Origin of the sequence: Vibrio agarivorans, from assembly GCF_030409635.1 — a bacterium.
In the GTDB taxonomy this organism is placed as follows: Bacteria; Pseudomonadota; Gammaproteobacteria; order Enterobacterales; family Vibrionaceae; genus Vibrio; species Vibrio agarivorans.
This window is the reverse complement of the sequence record NZ_JAUFQF010000004.1, coordinates 1,178,366-1,196,916: the sequence shown is the minus strand read 5'-3', so window position 1 is coordinate 1,196,916 and position 18,551 is coordinate 1,178,366. Positions and strand designations below refer to the sequence as shown.

The following is an 18,551-nucleotide window of genomic DNA, read 5'->3' as shown; positions in this document are numbered from 1 at the left end:
AATCCGTTATATTGATTTGGTTTAGCTTGGCAAGAACTGGGTACCGATATTCTTACCCGCAAATAATTCTTTGAGTTGGTCTGGATAACGCCAGCTGGCAACTTCAATTGAGCGACCTAGCTCCTGCGCAGCTTGAAGCGCCGCTTCAACTTTCACAATCATGCCATCAGTGATGACCTTGCCCTCTATCAAAGCATGGGCTTGCTGCTCATCAAGCGAGTGCATCAGATGCCCTTTACCATCCAACACGCCGCTCACATCCGATAGAAGCACTAAATCAGCATCCAGTGCGCCTGCAACGGCCACAGCCGCTTGGTCAGCATTTACATTCATCAACTGCCCTGCATCCGTTAGGCCTATCGAGCTAATAATGGGTAGTGCGCCACTAGTGAGAACCGCTTGTAAAAGCGCTGAATCGCCCGGTGTTGCTTTGCCGACAGCACCTAGCTCTGGGTTAAGCTCTTGTACCTGACACAAACCGCCATCTGCTAAGCTCAAGCCTGCTGTTTTAAGGCCTGCTGCAATCGCTTGGCCTTGCAGTAGCTTATTTGCTGTACCGGCTAGTGCACCCGCAATCACAGGAATCTGCTCGTAAGGCGTGACACGCAGGCCCTCTTTCTTCACTGTCTCAAGATTGAGCTTACTCATCAAGTCATCGACCAAGTAGCCACCACCATGAACAATCACAATCTGGCGCTGTGCTTGTTGTTGATAGTTAGCAATAGCAGAAAAGAGTTGCTGCAGCGTATCGGTGCAAGAGAGTGCTGCGCCGCCAAGTTTGATCACTAGAGGTGTCGTCATGATGAATCTCCTTACACTAATGCGGTTAGTGGCTCAAAGCCGTAATGAATGTTTAGGCACTGCATCGCTTGGCTAGAAGCACCTTTTAGTAGGTTATCAATCGCAGAAACCACGATGATGTGTTCACCCTGAACCTTCCAGCCAATATCGCAGAAAGGGGTGTACTGAACATCTTGCAGGCGAGGAATGGCATCTTTAATACGCACGGCCGGCTTGTCGTGATACGCCGCAATGAAAGCCTGTTCAACTTGCTCTGCTGTTGTGCCGGCTTGCAACTTCATGGTGATCGTCGCAAGAATGCCACGCTTGAAGCTGCCCAAATGGGGCGTGAAAATAACATCCTGCTCTAAGTGCGCAGCAATCTCTGGCTGATGGCGGTGATTAAACACGCCGTAAGGCTGCAGACTCACTTCACAGAAACTATTCGTCATTGTCGCTTTACGACCTGCCCCAGACACGCCACTTGTGGCATTAATGACAGGCCATTGTGCGCTATCCAATAGACCAGAAACAATTAATGGCTTAATGGCCAGTTGTGAAGCCGTTGGATAACAACCCGCAACAGCAACAAGGTTCGCTTGTTGAATCGCCTCTTCATTCCACTCTGCTAAGCCGTATGCGGCATTTTCCAGGTGTTGGTCGAATTGGTGATCAAAGCCATAAAAGTCACTATAAAATGCTTGGCTTCTAACACGATAAGCACCGGATAAGTCAAACACCTGACAGCCGTATTGCAGAAAGACTGGCGCAAGGTCATGGCTCACCTCATGAGCGGTAGCAAGAAAAACCACATCGCAGCTCTGTGCGACTTCGGCCACATCCGTCAGTGGTAACACAGGAGCATCAATAATGCCGTCAAGCTTGCCATGTAGCTGGGCAATCGGTTTATTGGCATCTAAGCTATTGGCGGACACATACAAACCTGCTAGCGTGAGGTTTGGATGCTTGTGCACCATGAGAGCCAACTCCGCTCCGGTGTATCCACTTGCGCCGACAATGGCTGTTTTTAATCGCTTTGACATCTTACCGGTTCCATCTGGTTTGTTTACTGCGTTGCTAATGACTACAAATCTAAAATATTTGCTTTATTTTGATTTTTTATTCATTAAAAATGATTTAATATCCGTTTTACCGTCAATTTCACACTCTGTCAACAGGGAAAGTAAAGAGAATATGCAATTACCTCAATTTATCGACGTTTATCAAGGGCTGATTTCGACCCCTTCTATTAGCTCGACTGACCCAAGCTGGGATCAAGGCAACGCCAAAGTCATTGAAATGATGGCGACTTGGTTTGCCGATTTAGGCTTTGCTGTCGAAACTGAACAAGTCGAACCAGGTAAATACAACCTGATGGCAAAGATGGGCAACGGTGAAGGTGGCTTGCTGCTCGCCGGTCATAGCGATACCGTGCCCTTTGACGAGGGCCGTTGGAGCTTTAACCCACACGCTCTCACCGAAAAAGACGGACGCTTCTACGGTCTAGGCACTGCGGATATGAAAGGCTTCTTTGCCTTTATTATTGAAGCGGTGAAGAAAACCGACTGGAGCCAGCAGCAAAAACCATTGTATGTGTTAGCGACATGTGATGAAGAGACCACCATGCTCGGCGCTCGTCACTTTACCGAGACGGCACCGTTTAAACCGGATTACTGCATCATTGGTGAGCCTACGAGCTTGAAACCCATTCGTGGGCACAAAGGTCATGTGGCCAATGCGATTCGTGTCACTGGTAAGTCAGGACACTCATCTGACCCAGCTCTCGGTGTCAACGCGATTGAGATCATGCACGAAGTGTTGTTTGCTATGATGAAGCTGCGCGATAGGTTAGTAAAAGAATACCACCATCCGGGATTTGCTATCCCAAGCCCAACATTGAACCTTGGTCATATTCACGGTGGTGACAGCGCCAACCGCATCTGTGGCTGCTGTGAACTGCACTATGACGTTCGTCCTTTACCCGGCATCAGCCTTGATGGGTTAGACAATATGTTGCGTGATGCGTTAAAAGAGGTCGAAGCAAAATGGCCTGGACGCATTTCTATTACCGCGCTGCATGAGCCTATCCCCGGCTATGAGTGTCAACATGACCACCCGTTTATTGGCAGTATTGAGCGTATCGCTGAATGCAGCTCTGAAACAGTGAATTACTGTACTGAAGCGCCTTTCTTGCAACAACTTTGTCCGACATTGGTGATGGGCCCAGGCTCGATAGACCAAGCGCACCAGCCAGATGAGTTTCTCTCGCTGGATTTTATTGAGCCAACGATTGATGTTTTAAGTAAAGCGATTCGCGAGTACTGCTTCTAGCTCTTAGTTCTCTCCCCTTATCAAGGGGAAGGTTAGGGTGGGGTTAAGGCGGTTTATCAGCTCACGCCAACACTTGCAGATGTGGCTCTGGCCTTTTAACCCCCTCCCAGCCTCCCCCTTGATAAGGGGGAGGAGCAAAAATAACATGCGTTGTGTTTCTCGCTCTTAGTCCCCTCCCCTTATCAAGGGGAGGGTTAGGGTGGGGTTAAAGCGATTTATCAGCACACGCCAACACTTGCAGATGTGGCTCTGGCCTTTTAACCCCCTCCCAACCTCCCCCTTGATAAGGGGGAGGAGCAAAAATAACACGCGTTGTGTTTCTCGCTCTTAGTCCCCTCACCTTATCAAGGGGAGGGTTAGGGTGGGGTTAAAGCGATTTATCAGCTCACGCCAGCACTTGCAGATGTGGCTCTGGCCTTTTAACCCCCTCCTAGCCTCCCCCTTGATAAGGGGGAGGTGCAAAAATAACACGCGTTGTGCTTCTCGCTCTTAGTCCCCTCACCTTATCGAGGGGAGGGTTAGGGTGGGGTTAAAGCGGTTTATCAGCTCACGCCAGCACTTGCAGATGTGGCTCTGGCCTTTTAACCCCCTCCCAGCCTCCCCCTTGATAAGGGGGAGGTGCAAAAATAACATGCGTTGTGTTTCTCGCTCTTAGTCCCCTCCCCTTATCAAGGGGAGGGTTAGGGTGGGGTTAAAGCGATTTATCAGCTCACGCCAACACTTGCAGATGTGGCTCTGGCCTTTTAACCCCCTCCTAGCCTCCCCCTTGATAAGGGGGAGGTGCAAAAATAACATACGTTGTGTTTCTCGCTCTTAGTCCCCTCCCCTTATCAAGGGGAGGGTTAGGGTGGGGTTAAAGCGATTTATCAGCTCACGCCAACACTTGCAGATGTGGCTCTGGCCTTTTAACCCCCTCCCAGCCTCCCCCTTGATAAGGGGGAGGAGTAAAACAAACTTTACGTAATAAATTTTCAAAATAACTTTCCACATCTCGACATTTTGCCGTGATAAGTTCACATTATTTGACTAATGGCGATATTTTTCGCTAGATTGTCACCTTGAAGATAAACATTGGATGTAATTTTTTTACAAGGCAGGACGTTATGAACGAGAAGTACGCTGCACTCACAAGCAATGTAAGCATGTTGGGTCGATTACTTGGTAACACTATCCGAGACGCACACGGTGATGCGATTCTTGAGAAAGTAGAGACCATTCGTAAGCTATCCAAATCAGCTCGTGCAGGCAGTAAAGCAGACCGAGAAAAACTGGTTGATGAGATCAAAGGGCTACCTAATGATCAACTGACACCCGTTGCTCGTGCCTTTAACCAGTTCTTGAATCTGACCAACATGGCAGAGCAGTACCACACAATTTCACGTCACTGTGATGCACACGTGTGTGAACCTGACACCATCAATACCTTATTCTCTAAGCTTGCTCAGCAAGATGTTAGCAAGCTAGATACCGCTCAAGCGATCCGCGACCTCAACATCGAACTTGTGCTAACCGCACACCCAACCGAAATCACGCGTCGCACCATGATCAACAAGCTGGTGAAGATCAATGAGTGTCTGTCTGATCTTGAGTTGAACGATCTCTCTATTCGTGAGCGCCAAAAAACTGAGCGCCGTCTAGAGCAGTTGATTGCCCAAAGCTGGCACTCAGATGTCATACGTAAGCAGCGCCCGACGCCTCTTGATGAAGCGAAATGGGGCTACGCTGTGGTGGAAAATTCGCTGTGGCAAGCTGTGCCTGAATTTTTGCGTGAATTTGATGGTCGATTGAAAGACTACCTTGGTGAAGGCTTGCCTCTTGATGCTCGTCCGGTTCACTTCTCTTCTTGGATGGGTGGTGACCGCGACGGTAACCCGTTTGTGACGCACACCATCACACGTGAAGTGATGCTTCTGTCTCGCTGGAAAGCGGCTGATCTTTACCTTTCAGATGTCAATGAGCTTATTACCGAGCTTTCAATGACTAAGTGCAACGATGAAGTTCGCGCACTAGCAGGTGAAGAGTCTCACGAACCGTACCGCTGCATTCTAAAACAGCTGCGTGCTCTGCTTGAAGAGACAAAAGAGATCCTTGATGCGAAGATCAATGGTCAAAAGCTTGCAGTCAAAGCTCCACTACAAAACGCCGACCAACTGTGGAAACCTCTTCTATCGTGTTATCAATCATTGCACGAGTGTGGCATGAGCATCATCGCAGAAGGCTCACTGCTTGATACTCTGCGCCGTGTAAAAGCATTTGGCGTGCACCTAGTTCGTCTCGATATTCGTCAAGAAAGTACACGTCACTCTGATGTTCTTTCTGAACTGACGCGTTACCTAGGCCTAGGCGATTACGATCAGTGGAGCGAACAAGACAAGGTGGCGTTCCTCACTTCAGAGCTAAACTCTAAGCGCCCTCTTTTCCCACGTGACTGGCAACCTTCAGAACAGGTTCAAGAGGTCATTGATACCTGTAAGATCATTGCGGCTCAGCCGCGTGAAGCGTTCGGTGCTTATGTGATTTCAATGGCGCGTACCGCATCCGATGTATTGGCTGTACACCTGATTCTGCAAGAGTCAGGTTGCCCTTACCGCATGGATGTCTGCCCACTGTTTGAAACGCTAGAAGACTTAAACAACGCGGAAAGTGTTATCAAGCAACTGATGAGCATCGACCTATACCGTGGCTTTATTCAAAACCACCAGATGGTCATGATTGGCTACTCAGACTCTGCAAAAGATGCAGGTGCAATGGCAGCCGGTTGGGCGCAATACAGCGCGATGGAAGCGCTGGTTAAGGTGGGCGAAGAAGAAGGCATCGACCTAACACTGTTCCACGGTCGTGGTGGTACTATCGGTCGTGGCGGTGCGCCTGCGCACGCAGCCCTACTTTCTCAGCCACCAAAGAGCTTGAAAGGCGGCCTGCGTGTTACAGAGCAGGGCGAGATGATTCGCTTTAAGCTTGGTCTACCTGAGGTAGCCGTCAACAGCTTCAACATGTACGCCAGTGCGATCCTGGAAGCGAACCTTCTGCCACCACCAGAGCCAAAACAAGATTGGCGCGAGCTGATGGAAGTGCTGTCTGAGGTGTCTTGCGAGTCTTACCGCAACGTTGTTCGTGGTGAAGCGGACTTTGTTCCTTATTTCCGCCAAGCTACGCCTGAGCTTGAGCTCGGCAAACTGCCACTAGGCTCTCGCCCAGCTAAGCGTAACCCAAACGGCGGCGTTGAAAGCTTACGTGCGATCCCTTGGATCTTCTCATGGAGCCAAAACCGCTTGGTATTGCCAGCTTGGTTAGGCGCCGGTGAGTCAATTCAGTACTCTATCGATAAAGGCCACCTTGGTCTTTTAGAAGAGATGTGTCGTGAATGGCCATTCTTCTCAACACGTCTTGGTATGCTTGAGATGGTGTACTCAAAATGTAATATCGAGATCTCTCGCTACTACGACGAGCGCTTAGTCGAGCCAGAGCTGATGCGTTTAGGTGATCGCCTACGCGATCAACTGCAAACCGACATCAAAGCAGTACTGAATGTAGAAAACAACGAGAACTTGATGCAAAGCGACCCTTGGGGCCAAGAGTCGATTCGCTTGCGTAACATCTACGTTGAGCCATTGAACATGCTGCAAGCAGAACTACTCTACCGTACGCGTCAAACCGAAGAGGCGGATCCTGAACTTGAAGAAGCCTTGATGGTAACCATTGCGGGTATCGCTGCTGGTATGCGTAATACTGGATAACACGACATTGCGACACAAGTAGCATTGCAACTTTGAGAATCCCTGTAAAAAGTGTTAATTGGACACGTTGCAGGGATTTTTTATTTATAACAAAGTCAGACAGTTACTGACAAAATCATCACTTCCTTGCCATTTTGCATATATTCCACTCTACACCTACACTTCTGTTTAGGTATACTATGCGGCTAATATGAAGTTGCTAATTCAATAAGCGACTCACCCTAGGTGAAAACCGGCTTACATTAAGGTGACATTTCCCACAGATAAAAGTGGGCATAAGTGAAAACGATCAAGACAAATGCCATAAGAGCAGACTTGGTTTTTGCTTACTGTTAATTTTTGTTTATTAGTATTTTGGATATAAACATGTCACTACCTCACGTAATACTGACAGTGTTGAGCACGCGCGATGCGACGGGCTACGACATTACAAAAGAGTTCTCTTCGAGCATTGGATACTTCTGGAAAGCGAGCCACCAGCAGGTGTACCGTGAACTAAATAAGATGGCTCAAAGTGGCCAAGTATCTTGTGTTTTAGAGCCTCAAGAAGGCAAACCCGACCGCAAGGTTTACTCTATTACTGATGCAGGTAGAGCAGCCCTCGGTGTATGGTTTGAACAACCGACTGCTGAAACGACCGTTCGTGATGAGTTCTGTGCGAAATTAATGGTCTGCGCTGTTGAAGAAGTAGAACCGTTTAAGGCACAACTGAATATGCTGATCGAAGAGGCGCATCGCTTCGTTGAGCATTACAACGAAATTGAACACGCCTACTACGGCGACCCTAAAGTGCTGGACAAGCAGCGCCGCCTAGAGCGTTTAACCCTGCGCCGCAACACTAAGCTTCGTCAAGCTTGGATTGAGTGGGCAGAAGAAGTCAAAGCTGAACTTGACTTGATGTAATTGAAAAAATGGCCTCATCACTTGATGAGGCCATTTTCATTTGAATGCGTAATTTACGGCTTTAGATACCATCCCCGCCAACAAAGTACTGCGACTTGCCATTGAACTGCTGGTCCATGTCCAGAGACGGCTTATCTGTTTTCGGCCGGCCCACTATCTTAGCTGGCACACCCGCCACGGTGGTATGCGCAGGCACGGCTTGCAGAACAACCGAGCACGAGCCAATCTTCGCTCCCTCGCCCACTTCGATGTTACCAAGAATTTTCGCCCCAGCGCCAATCATTACGCCTTCACGAATTTTCGGGTGACGATCGCCGCACTCTTTACCCGTACCGCCTAAGGTGACGTCTTGCAAGATAGAGACATCATTCTCTACCACTGCTGTTTCACCAATCACGATACCCGTCGCATGGTCGAGCATGATGCCCTTACCGATCTTCGCTGCTGGGTGGATATCCACCTGACACGCGACTGAGATTTGGTTTTGTAAGTAGGTTGCCAGTGCCACTCTGCCCTGCTTCCATAGCCAGTTGGCAACACGATAGCCTTGCAGAGCATGGTAGCCCTTTAAATAAAGAAGTGGCATTGAGTACATTGCAACCGCAGGATCTCGGTTTACGGTGGCACAAATATCACAAGCCGCTGACTCACTGATAGAAGGGTCAGCCGCTAACGCTTCTTCCACCACTTCACGTACAGCCATGGCAGGCATTGAAGCCGTTTTCAATTTGTTTGCCAGAATGTAGCTTAGCGCCGCCGCTAAGCTCTCATGCTTGATAATAGTCGCGTGGTAAAAGCTCGCTAGCATCGGCTCTTGCTCTGCTAGCTCTCGTGCTTCCTTGACGATGCATTGCCACACTTTCTGTTTTTCACAGCATTTCATTGCCACTTCCTAAATTCTCTTTCTCTTTTTGCCTAGCGTTTATGCTTCGGCTTTTTTATCTCGCGCTAACAAGTCTTGTGCCGCTTGACGCGCATCTTTGCCTTGATACAACACTTGATAGATTTGGTCGACAATCGGCATCTCTACCCCCATGCGGTTGGCTAATAACCACACTTCCTTGGTATTGCGATAGCCTTCAACCACCTGACCAATCTCTTGTTGTGCTAAGTCGACATCTTTACCTTGGCCTAAAGCTAGACCAAAGCGGCGATTACGTGATTGGTTATCGGTACACGTTAACACTAAGTCACCCAAGCCCGCCATACCCATAAAGGTTTCCGGTTGTGCGCCCAGCGAAGCGCCAAGGCGAGTCATTTCCGCAAGACCACGAGTGATCAGGGCCGTACGCGCATTCGCGCCAAAGCCAATGCCATCAGACATGCCAGCACCAATCGCAATCACGTTCTTTACTGCGCCACCAAGCTGCATACCGATGAAATCTGAATTAGCGTAAACGCGGAACGTCTTACTGCAGTGGATCTTGTCTTGCAGCTCTTTCACAAATTCTGCGTCTGGTGAGGCGACCGAAATGGCCGTTGGCATCCCCATCGCGAGCTCTTTGGCAAACGTAGGACCAGAGAGTACTGCCAGTGAATATTGGTCACCAAGTTTATCGTGAGCCACTTCTTTTAGCAGACGACCTGTCTCAGGCTCTAGGCCCTTCGTCGCCCAGCAGATACGCGCGTCTTCGCGCAGGTAGGGCTTCATACTGCCAAGCACGATACCAAACACATGGCTTGGCACGACAACCAACACATCACGGCTTGCCGCTAATGCACGCTCTAGATCAGATTCAACAATTAAACTGTCTGGAAATTCGATTCCCGGTAGAAACTCATGGTTGGCACGATCGGCCTCAAGTTGAGCCATATGCTCTAGCTCATGTCCCCAGATCACCACATTGTCGCCATTACGCGCCAAAGAAATCGCCAGAGAAGTACCGTAGGAGCCTGCGCCAATCACCGTCATGCTGATCGGTTTGCCGTAAGGAAGCGCGTTTGAAGCTTGAGTCATAGAGTCAACCTTTGAATTTATCTCTCATTAGTCTAGTGCATACACGGTGCTGTCGTACTGATGAGAGTGGGAGAGTTAAGCGACTATTATTAAATAAATAACCGTCTAGTGTGAAACAAAAAATGCACAAGATCTTGGGTTAGACCTTGTGCATTCGAAATCTTGTTAGATTGTCAGCTGCAATTATGCGTCAGCTTGCTGACCTTCTTGCTGTGCTTGTTGCTGTAGGTAGTTCATGAACAATGCGTCAAAGTTAACTGGCGCTAGGTTCAATTGTGGGAACGTACCTTTAACGACTAGGCCTGAGATAGTTTCACGCGCGTAAGGGAATAGGATATTCGGGCAGAATGCACCTAGACAATGAGCTAGTTGGCCCGCTTCCATTTTCGCTGCTGTGAAGATGCCACCTTGTTGGATTTCACATAGGAAAGCTGTTTCTTCAGCGTTCTTAACTGTCACAGTAATGCGTAGAACCACTTCGTATACGCCTTCACCTAGCTCACGGCTTTGAGTGTCTAGATCCAGTTTTACATCTGGGTTCCACTCTTTTTGGAACATTGTTGGTGAGTTTGGCGCTTCAAAAGACAAGTCTTTTAGGAAGATGCGTTGAATTGTGAAGTTTTGCTCTGGCGCTTGTGGTTGTGCTGCTTCAGCCATTTTTATTTCCTTTAAATTTTGTTTACTACACTCGGTAGCTCTTTGTGTTATCTCGAGACTAACCGAGCGCTTTAAGAATAACTAGGTGTTGTTGCGATTTCGTGTCTACTCTCACAACTCTTGCTCAATTCCGGCTTTTATTTCGCCAATTGAACACAGAACCTGAAGAATTACTTCTTACCACGTACCAGTGGTAGGTTCGCTTCGTTCCAAGAAATCAAACCGTTCTTAAGCAGGTAAACCTTCTCAAAGCCTGCTTTTGCAAGCTCATTTGCGCTTTCCGCGGCAGTTTGACCAGTCTTACATACTACGATAATTGGGTTCGCTTTCTTGTTTTCAAGGCTACCTAGGTTACCCGCTTTGATTTCTGACGGTAAAATGTGAACTGAGTCAGTAATATGACCCTTTTTGTACTCATCTTTTGAGCGAATATCGACAACAACACCGTCTTCTTTATTCATCATTTGAGTCACTTGGTTAGCGGTGACTTCTTTATATGCTGCTGTTGCTGACTTATAGATGTTCGCAATCAATGCAATAAACAAACCCACCCATACCAAAGACATAATCATGTTCTGTTGGAAAAACTCTAAATATTCTTGCATATCCGCTGCTCATTTCCTGATAAACCAAGCCCACTCCCGTATGGAGTCAGCTGAAAAAATTAAGTGGCAAGTATAACCACTCGCCGACAGCCCGACTAGGGGCTTTTCATGCTTTACTACAATCAAAGGCCTCGAAGTGAGATCTCTCCACCAATATGCGCCTCTACACCTTGCTCGGTCTCGATTAACACCGCGCCTTGTTCGTTGATCCCACGCGATATACCCGATATTTCACGCTGCCCCATCATCAACTTAATCGGGCGATTGAGAAAGTTATCCACGCGATTCCAGCGCTCAACAAATCTATGCATGCCCTGCTCTTCATAATCTTGCAGGGCAGTTTGCCAAGCATTGATAAACGCAACGCACAATTGATTCCTATCGACGTCACCTTGTATTAGACGCAGTGGGTGACTTTCATGCTCTTCAATCACTTGTTTAAGAGAGACCCACGGCTGATCAATACCTGGTATTTGCTCTGACATGGCAATGTTCATGCCCATACCAATCACAAGGTGTGCCGCTCCGCCCGCTTGGCCAGACAGCTCAACTAAGATACCTGCCAGTTTTTTATCCTGATAATAGAGATCGTTTGGCCACTTCAGCTTCACATCAGCAACCCCTAACGACTCTAACGCCTCCACTACGGCAACGCCAACCACCAAGCTCAGGCCCATGGCAGCCGCCATACCGGCCTCTAAGCGCCAATACATCGACAAGTATAGGTTAGCACCAAACGGGGACACCCATTGACGACCTCTACGGCCTCGCCCTTGAGATTGATATTCGGCAATACAGGTCGTGCCGCTTTCCAAGCTATCCACTTGATTAAGCAAATATTGATTGGTGGAATCAATCACTGGGTGAAGCATTACTGGCGCATGGGTGTGAGAAGCGATACGCTCCGCATCAAGCAGCGTCATGGGCTCGGCCAGTTGATAGCCTTTACCTTGCAAAGAGAAAACTTCAACGCCCCACTCTTGAATGCCTTTAATGTGTTTGCTCACTGCCGCTCGGCTGATGCCAAGTGTTTTGCCAATCTCTTCGCCAGAGTGAAATCCACCTTGAGCGAGCAGGCGTAAAATATCGAGCTTGGCTTTTGGCGTGCGTGGGATCATTGCAACTCTCCCACAATACGCTCTAAGCGCGTCTCTTGCACTGCCCCCATAAAACGCACCTCATGCTCAAGTGCAATACGATATTTTTTCCACACCGCATTACGCACTGTCGCGGCGAGCAACACCACATCATTAGCACTGGCGTTGTCTTTATTTACAATCACTAAGGCTTGATTAGGATGAATTTGAGCGCCGCCTTGACGCTGGCCTTTGAGGCCACATTGGTCGATAAGCCAGCCTGCGGCAACTTTCATTCCACTTTCTGCTGGGTAAGCCACCATGTTTGGGTATTGCTCAACAAGCGCTTGATACTGCGCATTGCTGATCACAGGGTTTTTGAAAAAGCTGCCCGCATTACCGCTTTTCGCTGGGTCTGGGAGCTTTTCCATACGCACCTGACACACGCGCTCAAAAATGGCTTTGGCGGTCGGCTCCTCAATCTCTTTTAAAGGGCCATATTGCGTGTTCGCTTGCCAGTTTTTATCTAGCTTTAAGCCCACAGCAACCACAATCGCTTTCTCATACAGCGCATGTTTGAAAATTGAATCGCGATAACCAAACAGGCACTCATCACGCGTCAATCTCTTAATGCTGAAGGATTCTAGGCATAAAATATCGACATACTCACACACATCGGCAAACTCAACACCATAAGCCCCAATGTTTTGGATAGGCGCAGAGCCGCAGCAGCCAGGGATCAAGGCGAGGTTTTCCAAGCCGTCATACCCTTGCTCGACACACCACGCCACCAGCGATGGCCAGTCTTCACCACCTTCGATGTGCAGATGAAAGGCTTCATCTGTTTGTGTGACTTGTTTTCCAAGCAGTTGGTTAATGACAACGATGCCTTGATACGCCTCGGTAAACAGCATATTGCTGCCCTTGCCAACGAACAGCTTGGGCAGGTCTTGCCATTGAGGTGACTGATAGAGCTCAATAAGCTCTTCAACAGAAGAAACTTCAACAAGATGTTGGCACGTTTGTTCAATACCAAATGTGTGATAAGGCGCTAAGCTAGTATGAGATTTGAATTGCATGCGTACTGTTTGAACCGGTGTGTGAGGTCAATTAAACTGCCCACATCTTACACCAAAACCTAAGCCACTTGTTTATCGCAATGTTAGATATTGAGCCACTAGACCCAATAAAACTGCCTTTAGTCACGCGCCTTTATAAGCAGTACTACCCTTCAAAGCCTAAACGCGATGAGTTGATTATCGTTGGCTATATAGAAAAGCAGCTGTGTGCGGTGGTGCGCTTTCGCACCATTGAAGGCTATCGCCTGCTGACGGGCATGCTGATTGCGCCAGAGCAGCAAGGAAAAGGTTTAGGACACCAGCTACTCAATTACTGTCAGAGTGAAGTGCTCAGGGAGAAAGATTACTGCTTTGCTTATACACACCTTGAAGCGTTTTACGCACAGCATGGGTTTGAGGCTGTCGCTACAGATGAACTTCCTGGGGCGTTGAAAGGGCTTTATTTGCGCTATACGGGGAGTGGGAAGAAGTTAGTGGCGATGAGGTGGCAAAACCAATAGTGCAGCTCTTGTCCCCTCCCCTTTTCAAGGGGAGGGTTAGGGTGGGGTTAACGCAACTTTTTAGCACACACAAGCGCCTGCGATGGCCGCTAGCCCTTTTAACCCCCTCCCGGCCTCCCCCTTGAAAAAGGGGGAGGAGTTAAGCACAACCTCACACCCCGTTACATTTGTTCACCCCTTCTGTGCGCTATTTCTATACTTGGGAAATAGAAATTTGCTACTATCCAATGTTCGCAATTTTGCATACAGATAGGTAATACTGACACCATGATGGTCACTCGCAATCTACTTTCACAACTTCCAACGCTCGCGATGGCACCGGAGCAGTTTGATGTGCTGCACTCAGCCAAGGCCTTCAAGACCAAACTACTTGAAGCGATTGCTGGAGCAACAGAGCGCATTTACTTGGTGGCTCTGTACCTAGAAGATGACGAAGCGGGTCGTGAAATTATGGATGCTCTGTATGCCGCCAAGCAGCGCAACCCTGAGCTTGATATCAAAGTGTGTGTTGACTGGCACCGTGCACAGCGTGGGTTGATTGGCGCAGAAAGCTCAGAAGGCAACGCGCAGATGTACAAAGCCTACGCCAACAAGCATGAACATAAGGTGCCTGTTTATGGCATTCCTGTTCGCGGGCGTGAAGTCTTTGGCGTGCTGCACCTGAAAGGCTACATTGTTGACGATGAAGTTATCTATAGCGGCGCCAGCTTAAACAACATCTACCTGCACCAAGAAGAGCGTTACCGCTACGACCGTTACCATATCTTCCAGCACAAAGCACTGGCAGATAGCATGATAAATTTCGTGCAACAGGTGATGATTGACCACCCCGCTGTGAACGAGCTCACCAGTGACTCAAAGCCTCAAACGCAAGAGATCAAGTCGGACATCCGCCAGTTCCGCTCGACCCTATCTCGCGCCGAGTACCACTTTTCACCAGAGAAAGTCGGCGCAGAGAAAGTGGCTATTACGCCCATCGTTGGGCTTGGCAACAAACGCAATAAACTCAACAAAACCATCACCCAATTAATTGCTGCAGCAAAAGATGAAGTGTTTATCTGTACCCCTTACTTCAACTTCCCACGCAGTGTGGCAAAAGAAGTGAAAAAAGCGCTCAAGCGCGGCGTACAAGTAACGATTGTAGTGGGTGATAAAACCGCGAATGATTTCTATATCTCGCCAGAAGAAGAATTCAAAACCATCGGTGGCGTGCCTTACCTCTACGAGATGAACCTGCGCCGCTTTGCCAAAGTTAATGAGTCACATATTGCCAGTCGCAAGCTCTCGATTCGCCTGTGGAAACACGACGCCAACAGCTATCACCTAAAAGGTATGTGGATTGATAAGCGCTATATGCTCATCACGGGTAATAACATTAACCCACGCGCTTGGAAGTTGGATTTAGAAAATGCCATTTTAATTCAAGATCACTACCACCACCTCAACGATAAATTTGAGGCAGAGCGCGAACAGATCCTTGAGCACACGCAGCTCATTTGCACGTATAAGCAAGTCGAGAAGATTGAGAATTACCCAGAATCGGCGCAGAGATTAATTCGTAAGATCAAGCGAGTGAAAGCGGATGGGGTATTGAAGCAACTGCTTTAAGTCACTCTCAAAAAAAACAGAAGGTGCCGCGCCTTCCGTTTTTTTATTCAATGCAGCTACTCTCATACCTCTGAAGCTCCGCCCCACCTTGCAGTATAAAACCGTGATAGCGTGCTTTGACTAACTGATAGTCCAACGAAGGCGCATACCAAAACGTGATCCGCTCTTCTCCGGTTTGTTTCACCGGAATCACGTCGATCTCGCCCCACTTATCAAGCTTAATGGTCGTGAGATCTTTGACCTGATAATCGTACGGCTCTGGCCCATCGGTGGCTTGACGCGTGAGTGAAAAAGTTTTGTCACCATCTAACACATGCTGGCGGATCTGCACAGATAGGGTATCCACATCGCGCAGCGGCTCACCGTCGTTTTGATATTGCGTCACCTCGCCATCGAGATCGACAGCAGTTTCACTGCCATCGTCAGAAAAGCTGACTTTCATATCACGGCTCTTAAAGCCAGACACCACTTGATGAAAAGACGTCGTCAGCCAGCTGTCACTCTCTTCTGACCAGGTCAGTGTCGCTTCTTGATCGTATTGGGTGCCAATACCCAAAATGCTGGCCTTACTTTGAGAGGTCACGGTCGCGTTTGTGCCCTCCCACGTTTCCGTGCGATTCATGTAGCCGGTGCGAATACCACTGAGATAGATGTGATAATACGCTGTCTTTTCACACTGTTCGGGCGCCGATGAAACTGTGGTATCAGCGGTGGCAGCCATGCTGGTTAGCAGTGCCAAAATGCTCACTGCAGCATACTTCATCGAAGAGCTCGCTTCATTAATGATTACCCTAAAATACTTCGTTGACGTTGAGATAGAAGGCGGTCTCGTTTTGGCCAAAACCGACATCGGCTCTTAGATTGATTTTATCTTTGATGCGGAAACGAAAGCCCGTCCCGTACGAGGTAAGGATATCATCACTGAGCTTAGAAATTGAAGGGGCAACACTGCCCGCGGCGCCCCAAAAGACCATGCCAAGACGCTGAACAATCGGCAGGCGGTACTCCATTTGCCCCATCATCATGTGGTCGTCTCGATAACGCCCTTTGATATAGCCACGCATCGCACTTGAGCCGCCAAGATCCGGCATTGCATACCAAGGCACATCCCCTTCACTGAATTGGCCTTGTACCTGCCATGCAATCAAACCTGGAACCGGATTCAGGTTAATGTAGTTCGCCACCTCTAGATCATAGAGGCTATATGTTTTGTCACTTTCAAAGTTCTGATACAGCCCTGCATCCAATTGGAAAAGCCACCCCTCACTCGCATTCAAGCGATAATCCCGCGAGTCATACACACTCGACAACACCACACCCGCACTGGTGCCACTTGGGAGCTCATAAAAGGGCGTCGAGCCGTTATCTCCCACCACATGCTCAAGTTTGTCTGCTTTCGCGTAGGTAATCTCGCCGCCGACACCAAGATAGTAATCACGGCCAAATGCCGTCATCCACGTCGGTTTAAACGAGTACAACACCTCATCAAACTCGTGTTTATTGCTATCAATGTCACCTGCGGCAATGCCTTTGCCATAATAGACTGAGGCTTCGTTGTGCAGTTCCACATCGAGCAGTAAACGCTGCTTACCTTGATTGAAATAGGTCATATTTTCAATCGACACGCCATAAGACTTATTCTGCGAAATGAACGAGTTCACCACCAGTGAAGACGGCTGCTCTGCACCACTCGAGCCATCAGTATGATAAAGCCCCACCATTAATAGCCCGACGCCAAACTTTTTCTCAGGCGTGTAGTAGGCCGTCGGCAGGTAGCTCATATCGATGGTTTTGCTCTCATCAAATCCGCCATCCGCGCCAAAGACATCCAATAAGTCATCGACAAAGGTATGCTCAAGGTATTCAGGGGTATCAAACAGAGGCTCAACAGAAGAGGCATACACAGAGTGACTGAGCGCGAGAGCACATAATGGCCAGAGCGGCAGCTGAGGCTTGGTATTCATGGACGTCCTTGAAAGAAATGACAACTTGTTAATGAAGCGAGCATTATAAACATTAATCGTGTGAACGTTGAGTGAACAACGCAGAGTTTTTTCGATGTGATTCACATCTCTATTTTAGTTTTAGTCATTAGTAGAGCCCCATTAAGATTATTGCCACGAGGCGACCTCCCTCCCATAAATGTGAGAAGACCGCTTTAACGCCTGCGCCCGAGGTTGAGATTTGCCTCATCCATTTCTAGCCTAAAAAGAATAAACAACAAAAAAATCAGAGAATTAACTATGCCATTTGCGCTTGTAAACCTGACGAAAAAAGGCCTATTGGTCTTCGTATTCACGGCTTTAGCAGCCTTAGTGATACATATTGATGTGCGACTCTTCGATAGCAAAGCAGGCGAAGATTCACTCATTGAATACAGCCAAGATCTTATCCTGCTATTTTTAGTTATCTACCTCTTTATAAAAGGGCAGAAACACCAAGCGCATCAGGGTCTACTGTTTCTTATGAGCGCTTTCTTTAGCTGCTTATTGATTCGCGAGCTTGATGGCGTGTTTGATCACATTGTCCACGGGTTCTGGAAATACCCCGCCTGGATCATCGCTATCAGCGCCTGCTATTACAGCTTCTTCGTGCATCGCGAAGCCACTCTCCGTTCACTGACACAGTATATGCAACACCCAAGCTTTGGCCTCATGCTTGGTGCAATGGCGCTACTCATGATTTTTTCGCGCCTTTTTGGCATGGGTGATCTTTGGGAGTATCTTCTACAAGGCGGTTATGCTCGCGCAGCAAAAAATACCGCAGAAGAAGGCATAGAGTTGGTCAGCTATACCTTAATCGCATGTGCAAGCGTCTGGTATTGCTTATCGCTAGCTAACATCGAGAAAGATTAACTGCCTTTCTCGCTGAGCACCTCGGTTGATATCACAACGCTCTCTTGCAAAGTGACATTGACCTCTTTTTGTTCACCCAAGCACCCATCAGAGATCCACATCACACCAAAGATTGGGATCGCAGCCGGCAGTGCGACACACCCGGTTAATGCCCACCAATGAGGCGATTCTCTTAAATGGTATTGCAACTCCTCTTTATCACTATAAAAGCGAATTCTTTCTGGTTTGCCGAGTGTTTCATAAAGATCCGAACGCGTCATTTTGGGCTCGACAGCGTCAAGCTTGTCTATACTAGAGCACCCTGTCAGCACCGCTAATCCAAGTGCCATCATCGAAAGATTTTTCATATCACTCACATCTTCTCAACAAATGAGCATGCATTATAGATACTAGGAGAACGGATTCAATTCATCATTTGAACTGACACTCGAAGACGGCCTCAGTTATTCCAAGCTCTACGCAA

At 48.3% G+C, this 18,551-nt stretch carries 17 protein-coding genes; 6 read left to right on the top strand and 11 right to left on the bottom strand.

Features of this window, described 5'->3' with window-relative positions:
- Positions 1 to 21 precede the first annotated feature (21 nt).
- Together argB and argC are read right to left on the bottom strand one after the other, a co-directional pair.
- The gene (gene argB / locus QWZ05_RS14060) at positions 22 to 801 is read right to left on the bottom strand and encodes an acetylglutamate kinase (RefSeq protein ID WP_290299009.1); all 780 of its coding nucleotides are present in this window, start codon (positions 799 to 801) and stop codon (positions 22 to 24) included.
- Between the two features lie 11 nt (positions 802 to 812).
- The gene (argC, locus tag QWZ05_RS14055; RefSeq protein ID WP_264874386.1) at positions 813 to 1,823 is read right to left on the bottom strand and encodes an N-acetyl-gamma-glutamyl-phosphate reductase; all 1,011 of its coding nucleotides are present in this window, start codon (positions 1,821 to 1,823) and stop codon (positions 813 to 815) included.
- Between the two features lie 151 nt (positions 1,824 to 1,974).
- Between argC and argE the strand changes: the two genes are divergently transcribed.
- From argE to QWZ05_RS14040, 3 genes are all read left to right on the top strand, one after another.
- Positions 1,975 to 3,111, top strand: coding sequence for an acetylornithine deacetylase (gene argE / locus QWZ05_RS14050; protein WP_290299006.1), 1,137 nt, complete (start codon positions 1,975 to 1,977; stop codon positions 3,109 to 3,111).
- Positions 3,112 to 4,214: 1,103 nt separating this feature from the next.
- Positions 4,215 to 6,848, top strand: a complete 2,634-nt coding sequence (ppc, locus tag QWZ05_RS14045; RefSeq protein WP_290299004.1) for a phosphoenolpyruvate carboxylase — start codon at positions 4,215 to 4,217, stop codon at positions 6,846 to 6,848.
- A 366-nt stretch (positions 6,849 to 7,214) separates the two neighbouring features.
- Complete coding sequence (locus QWZ05_RS14040) at positions 7,215 to 7,751, top strand: PadR family transcriptional regulator (protein ID WP_264874389.1); 537 nt, start codon at positions 7,215 to 7,217, stop codon at positions 7,749 to 7,751.
- 61 nt (positions 7,752 to 7,812) lie between these two features.
- Here the strand turns inward: QWZ05_RS14040 and cysE are convergent, their stop codons facing one another.
- From cysE to murB, 6 genes are all read right to left on the bottom strand, one after another.
- Complete coding sequence (cysE, locus tag QWZ05_RS14035) at positions 7,813 to 8,634, bottom strand: serine O-acetyltransferase (protein WP_264874390.1); 822 nt, start codon at positions 8,632 to 8,634, stop codon at positions 7,813 to 7,815.
- Positions 8,635 to 8,673: 39 nt separating this feature from the next.
- The gene (gene gpsA, locus QWZ05_RS14030) at positions 8,674 to 9,708 is read right to left on the bottom strand and encodes an NAD(P)H-dependent glycerol-3-phosphate dehydrogenase (protein ID WP_290298998.1); all 1,035 of its coding nucleotides are present in this window, start codon (positions 9,706 to 9,708) and stop codon (positions 8,674 to 8,676) included.
- A 183-nt stretch (positions 9,709 to 9,891) separates the two neighbouring features.
- Entirely contained in the window at positions 9,892 to 10,365 is a 474-nt protein-coding gene (gene secB, locus QWZ05_RS14025; RefSeq protein ID WP_164647154.1) for a protein-export chaperone SecB, read from the bottom strand.
- 170 nt (positions 10,366 to 10,535) lie between these two features.
- On the bottom strand, positions 10,536 to 10,970 hold the full coding sequence (locus QWZ05_RS14020) for a rhodanese-like domain-containing protein (RefSeq protein ID WP_264874392.1): 435 nt from the start codon (positions 10,968 to 10,970) through the stop codon (positions 10,536 to 10,538).
- 122 nt (positions 10,971 to 11,092) lie between these two features.
- Positions 11,093 to 12,088 (bottom strand): bifunctional biotin--[acetyl-CoA-carboxylase] ligase/biotin operon repressor BirA, encoded by a 996-nt coding sequence (gene birA / locus QWZ05_RS14015; protein WP_290298995.1) that lies wholly within the window; start codon positions 12,086 to 12,088, stop codon positions 11,093 to 11,095.
- Positions 12,085 to 13,125 (bottom strand): UDP-N-acetylmuramate dehydrogenase, encoded by a 1,041-nt coding sequence (murB, locus tag QWZ05_RS14010; protein WP_290298993.1) that lies wholly within the window; start codon positions 13,123 to 13,125, stop codon positions 12,085 to 12,087. The genes birA and murB overlap by 4 nt, the downstream gene beginning before the upstream one ends.
- Positions 13,126 to 13,205: 80 nt before the next feature.
- Here murB and QWZ05_RS14005 point away from each other — a divergent pair, with 80 nt between their 5' ends.
- Both QWZ05_RS14005 and pssA read left to right on the top strand, forming a co-directional pair.
- On the top strand, positions 13,206 to 13,625 hold the full coding sequence (locus QWZ05_RS14005; RefSeq protein WP_290298991.1) for a GNAT family N-acetyltransferase: 420 nt from the start codon (positions 13,206 to 13,208) through the stop codon (positions 13,623 to 13,625).
- A gap of 267 nt (positions 13,626 to 13,892) precedes the next feature.
- Positions 13,893 to 15,233: a CDP-diacylglycerol--serine O-phosphatidyltransferase gene (gene pssA, locus QWZ05_RS14000; protein WP_264874396.1), complete on the top strand. Its 1,341-nt coding sequence runs from the start codon at positions 13,893 to 13,895 to the stop codon at positions 15,231 to 15,233.
- A 43-nt stretch (positions 15,234 to 15,276) separates the two neighbouring features.
- Here the strand turns inward: pssA and QWZ05_RS13995 are convergent, their stop codons facing one another.
- Both QWZ05_RS13995 and QWZ05_RS13990 read right to left on the bottom strand, forming a co-directional pair.
- A complete protein-coding gene (locus QWZ05_RS13995; protein WP_290298989.1) occupies positions 15,277 to 15,996 on the bottom strand; it encodes a hypothetical protein in 720 nt (239 codons plus the stop codon).
- Positions 15,997 to 16,024: 28 nt separating this feature from the next.
- A complete protein-coding gene (locus tag QWZ05_RS13990) occupies positions 16,025 to 17,197 on the bottom strand; it encodes a BamA/TamA family outer membrane protein (protein WP_290298987.1) in 1,173 nt (390 codons plus the stop codon).
- 279 nt (positions 17,198 to 17,476) lie between these two features.
- Between QWZ05_RS13990 and QWZ05_RS13985 the strand changes: the two genes are divergently transcribed.
- Positions 17,477 to 18,088 carry a hypothetical protein gene (locus tag QWZ05_RS13985; protein WP_290298985.1) on the top strand — a complete coding sequence of 204 codons (612 nt, stop codon included), beginning with the start codon at positions 17,477 to 17,479 and terminating at the stop codon, positions 18,086 to 18,088.
- Here QWZ05_RS13985 and QWZ05_RS13980 read toward each other — a convergent pair.
- Positions 18,085 to 18,435 carry a hypothetical protein gene (locus QWZ05_RS13980; protein ID WP_290298982.1) on the bottom strand — a complete coding sequence of 117 codons (351 nt, stop codon included), beginning with the start codon at positions 18,433 to 18,435 and terminating at the stop codon, positions 18,085 to 18,087. The two genes, QWZ05_RS13985 and QWZ05_RS13980, sit on opposite strands and share 4 nt — an antisense overlap.
- Positions 18,436 to 18,551: the final 116 nt, after the last annotated feature.